The 4970-nt window shown below is 48.3% G+C and carries 4 protein-coding genes and 1 pseudogene; 1 reads left to right on the top strand and 4 read right to left on the bottom strand.

The genetic code is table 11. From position 1 onward, the window contains the following. From RMO35_RS13975 to RMO35_RS13960, 4 genes are all read right to left on the bottom strand, one after another. Window positions 1-931, bottom strand: a 931-nt coding sequence (locus RMO35_RS13975; protein WP_309741914.1) for a DUF2201 family putative metallopeptidase, incomplete at its 3' end; no start/stop codon positions are given. An 81-nt stretch (window positions 932-1012) separates the two neighbouring features. After that, a complete protein-coding gene (locus tag RMO35_RS13970; RefSeq protein ID WP_309741913.1) occupies window positions 1013-1165 on the bottom strand; it encodes a hypothetical protein in 153 nt (50 codons plus the stop codon). Window positions 1166-1280: 115 nt separating this feature from the next. Continuing rightward, on the bottom strand, window positions 1281-2255 hold the full coding sequence (locus RMO35_RS13965; RefSeq protein ID WP_309741912.1) for a hypothetical protein: 975 nt from the start codon (window positions 2253-2255) through the stop codon (window positions 1281-1283). 142 nt (window positions 2256-2397) lie between these two features. Then, window positions 2398-2943, bottom strand: coding sequence for a hypothetical protein (locus RMO35_RS13960; RefSeq protein WP_309741910.1), 546 nt, complete (start codon window positions 2941-2943; stop codon window positions 2398-2400). A gap of 212 nt (window positions 2944-3155) precedes the next feature. On the opposite strand from RMO35_RS13960, the pseudogene RMO35_RS13955 reads away from it, so the two are divergent. Next, a pseudogene (locus RMO35_RS13955) lies at window positions 3156-4970 on the top strand (hypothetical protein); the annotation flags it as partial.

Here is a 4970-nt window from a genome sequence, read left to right as displayed (position 1 = left end):
CGATCGAGTAGGGGCCATCAGCTTCACAGTCAACGTAGTATAAATCGCATTCTAGATGGGGATAGGCACCTAAAATGCCGATGACTTCGCTCATAAATAGATCGAGCGTCTGCTGATGCACCGAGCCACTGGTATCGATCGCGAGATAGACGCGCACCGACTCGCCCTGCAATGCTTCAAGATATAGTCCCCGCCCGATAAAGCGGCGATCGAAACTCTGAAAATCGTTGGGAGTTTGGACTAAGTACCGCCACAGGTATGCCTTCCAGTCTAACTGGGGACTGACGATCGCTTCAAACTCGCGTTCGATTCCGAGCGGCAGTTTACCCCATTGTGTCGTCCGCGAAATTGCACTTGCTTGTTGAATTGCGTCTCGCCAGTGAGCGGCTAGTAATTCTTGCTGGCTGCGATCTCGCCGATGTTGCTGTGTTGGTGCATCGCCTTCGCCAAATTTGTAGCGATCTTTGGGAGCGAGTAGATCGGGATCGTTCAATCGGTGGCGATCTGGTGCTGAGTCTCTTAATAGTTCATATACTTCTTCGACGCTCAGATGTTCTAATTTTTCATCGCGCAATCCATCTGGCGGTAACTCGACGCCATGCTGCTGCGAAATCATCCCATTGACGACAATATCTGCTGCAATATTCCACAACTGTGGTTCCCGTTGTTTGAGGCGTAACGGGTGTAACAGTGCCGCATGAATCAATTCGTGCAATAGCACTCCATCTTGCTGTGCTTTGGGCAAGGATGTGAGAAATTGGGGATTGAAAAAGATATCTCGCCCATCGGTGGCGGCGGTAGGAATAGTATCGCTGGGTACAAACCGCGCAAACATTGCCAGCGTACCAAAAAACGGCGATTTCATTCGTAACCGGAGCAAGGAGACGCTGATGAGCTGGGTAAAATCAACAGTTAGAGGACGATCGTTCATTCTCTAATTAATCCCATCCAAATAGGGACAATTAACAACTAGCGAATGAATTGCGATCGCGTGATTTTCTATGGCTAAATTTTAAATAATCAATCCGAGTAAAATCGTATCGACGATCGGCGCGGGGAGCATCTCACCCCGGAAATCAATAAATTGAACGACTAATAAGTAGGCGATCGCGAGTACTAATGAAATGATACCAGTAACAACGGCAACAATTTTGGATCGATCCATAGTGACAGACTAATTTATACAAGTAGAAATAATTTGTTTATTCTAGCATGACTAAATCCGATCGTTACCGAGGATTAACGACACTAGATCGGTGAAGCATCGCTAGATTCGATCTCTAGTTCGTAGCAGAGATAATATTTACCGAGAGATTACGCGGGCGATATTTAAGCACGAACTCATTAATCGCATCGCGATCGGCAGGAGTAGTCATCCCGATACAACCAGCCGTTCCATCGTAGCCATTGGTTTGATTAAAACTGCGATCGAGATGAATACCTAGCGAATTGCGTCCGGTTTCAAACTGTGGAAAAATCCCGATAAAAGTTTTACCAACCTCTAAGGTGTCTCCAGGAATAATTTGACTGCTAACTGCATATAATCCATCTGGCAAAGGTGCTGCATTATTGCCGCGATCGCGATCGGCATTTTGACTTCTAGCGGTGCCGGATACGACATCAAACGTTTGATATTTTTGACCGCCAACATAGGCTTCAAGTGTATAGATCGGATTGCCGACATCGTTGGTACCTTTGCCAGGATCTCTAACTAATCGGAGATAATTGCCACTAAAAGGAGGGTTAGATCTTGCCGCAATTCTGGTTTTGGGAGCATATTTACTTTTAGAGTTACTGTTACTGAGCGTCAGGGTTTCAAGATCTAAATTTTTAGTGGCTGAGTTTTTACGCTTAGGATTAGGTTTAAGCTGGTTAGCTTGTTGTGGAGTTATTGATGGGGAGATTTTAGAATTTCGACTTGAGATGCTGCTTTTTTTGACGATCGATCTGGTGGTTGGTGCCCGGTTGGTAATGCTTTTCGCGGGTGGATGACGATCGGGATTAGCCCAAATTGGCTCGATCGAATTGCTTGGTTCGCGATTTTCGGGGATGATAGTACTGGCGGGGGTGGGGATGCGTAGATTGAGATCGGTGGGTAATGGTAAGAATTCTCGGGTGCTGGCGCTTGAGGCTTCTAGGGAAATCCGGGGGGCACGCTGGATCTGTTGGGCACCTACAGGGCTAATCTGGAGGGCAGTAGTAAATAACGGCAGCACGATTGCTTTCGACAACCAGTTCATAGTCGATAGTTTCATTTTATTTAGGTATTTAAATTAATTGAGAATTGAGAATTGAGAATTGAGAATTGCGAATTGCGAATGCTAAGCTGAGCCTTAAAAACTGATGTAAATCAGTCATTAGCGATCGCCATTTTGCTGTGACTGGTTCAATGCCTGATTAACGATCGCGATCGAGTGATTGCATGACAGTCTCACTATCACTGACTTTCCAGCGACCGCGATATTTTACCAATGCGATCGAAGTTGACTGTTGAGATTTAATTGCTCGTTGTGCGCCTCTAGCTTTCATGAGCTGGGCGATTTCAACTCGGGCATTATTTCCGGAGAGAGATACCAATTCGATATTTTGAACTTCAATACTCAGATCGACACCGGAAGATTTGAGACGAGCAAACGTCCGGCGCAAGTATTCTTTATCACTGTCTGAAGCCATGACAGAGACGCGCGCCATCCGATCCACATTATGCTCGTTCAAGCCGCGATAAAATTCGGTTAATGTTCTGTGGATACTTTTAATATCCGCTTGTTGCACTGCATTGTAGGAGACAGGTTTATCATCTTTAGTAATTAATTTGTCAGCCGCGATCGAGTCGATCGCTGGTGCAAGGTCTGCATCTGCATTCGCAGTTTGAACATTAGTAGTAGCTACTAAAACTAGATTGACAAGTGCGGTTGCCGCCGTGACAAATACATATTTCAACATGATAGAAATCGGGGGTGTGCGAACGATGAGCCGATCTGTCTATGAATCGGCTGTACTTTTAATTACATCGATCGCACTTAGGCATCCGGAAGTTATTGCAAATTTCCCCAAAAAGTTTTCGACCCCATAGCACGATTTAGAAACTGTCACAGATAGCAGAGCGAAATGGGGAACCCTAAGAGAGGATAATAAGCAGTCCCCTAGCAGAAATCATGCCGCAGCCATCTGTCAAGTCGATCTGGTTGGAGTTACACATCGACCCCAACGACCCCGAACTTTTAGCGACACTAGATTTCATGGTGCGATCGAGACTGCTCGATCGATCGCAAATCCTCCAGCTCGCCCGCGAGTGTCTGAGCGAAACGCTACCAGTTGCCGATTTACCAGCTTACATTCCCGCCACTAATGTCGAACCGCTGACCCCCCGCGCCCCCTCGCGAGTCCAGTATCTGTGGCAACATCTCAAAGACGAGTTGAGCGTGCGCTGGCTGCTATTTCTGGGTGTATTCTTGGTTGTGTTATCATCTGGCGTCCTGGCGGCAACGCAATGGTCGCTATTTCCCGCGTGGGGACAGTATGGCTTGCTATGGCTGTATACGATCGGTTTTTGGGTCGTGGGTGCCTGGGCAAGGCGACAGGAGGGGCTGCGGCTGACGGCGAACACCTTGCAAATCGTCACCCTGCTGTTGATTCCGGTCAACTTTTGGGCGATCGATTCTTTTGGCTTGTGGCAGCAGCCGCTCGAATTAGTCACGGCGCTGTTGGCGGGATGCGGGCTAGCAGGCATCTTGTATTTGAGATATCGCAAAGAACGAGATAAAGCTAATTTCCAGCACTCTGGCTGGCTGCTAGCCACCTACCTGGTGCTGAGCTGTCTGCATTTAGGCTGGCAAATACCGTCGTGGTCGGCGATCGCGATTTATATCGGCGCGATCGGGGTAGTAATATTACTACAAAAACTGCGCCAGATCGAAGGTGGCTCTCTAGCAATTTATGGGCTAGGAATGCTGCTATTGCGCGGTTTGTTTGTCGAACACTTGCCGATTTATAGCTTCGGATTGGCGATCGGGATTGTCGGGTGGTTATTTACCCAGTGGGGTCTACAAAAATCCTACCGACTGACGCGACTGCAAAGTCGCAAGGTAGATGGCAACTCACTCCGAGTGCTGCGATTTGAGTCAGCACTGGGCGAATTAGCACGGCTGTATCAACAAATCGGTGCCAGCTTGCTCGGATTAGGCTGGTTGCTGGGAATCGGCGACCTGATAAGTATCCCTAAAAACAGCTCCTGGCAAGCAGTCGCCGTCAGTATTCTGGCATTAATCTGGATTTGGCAACGTCTACGCGCCTACCAGCAACAGCAATCGGTCGTCAGCCTCTTTTTCGTCGGACTGCAAACCTATCTCATTAGTAATTTTCTCTGGACACCCCTGGCGACAGGTGCCATCCTTGCCAAGATTTTACCGTTCCTACTACTGCTGTTCGGGCAAAACTATCTCCTAGCTGGTTCGCTGCTAATTTTCCCATACTTGTTGCTATGGGTATGGCTGACAGATTGGTTTTGGCAACAGGGATGGCATTCCTTATCCCGCAGGGGTGAAGCTCTTATCTTGTGGACTGGAGCAATTTTGCCCCTGATTAATCTCACCACACCCCTGAGCCTACTCATCGATTTGGTCGCATCCACCGCGATTTTGGCACACCTCACCCTGCGGTATCTGCCAATTAGAACCAGTTATATTTACTTCACCCACCTCTGCGGCTTGGCAACCATTTTTGCCGCCCTCGCTAATCGGTGGGACTGGTGTCGATCGATCGCCAGTAATTTCGTTGGGGTTCCCGGACGCAATGACAACTCAGTGCTAGATTTAGCCGTACTAGCGATCGCGTTAAGCATCCTCACTGTGACTGAACTATGGCTATCCACCCAGCCCGTAACTAGAGCTAGGGATGGCTGGTACCGCAGCTCGTGGCGGCTCGGCGGCGGCTTGACGATCGCTACTGGCGCGTGCTTTTTGGCATTAGCT

It is taken from the genome of Chamaesiphon sp. OTE_20_metabat_361, from assembly GCF_031364565.1.
This window is presented reverse-complemented; position numbering and strand designations above follow the sequence as displayed.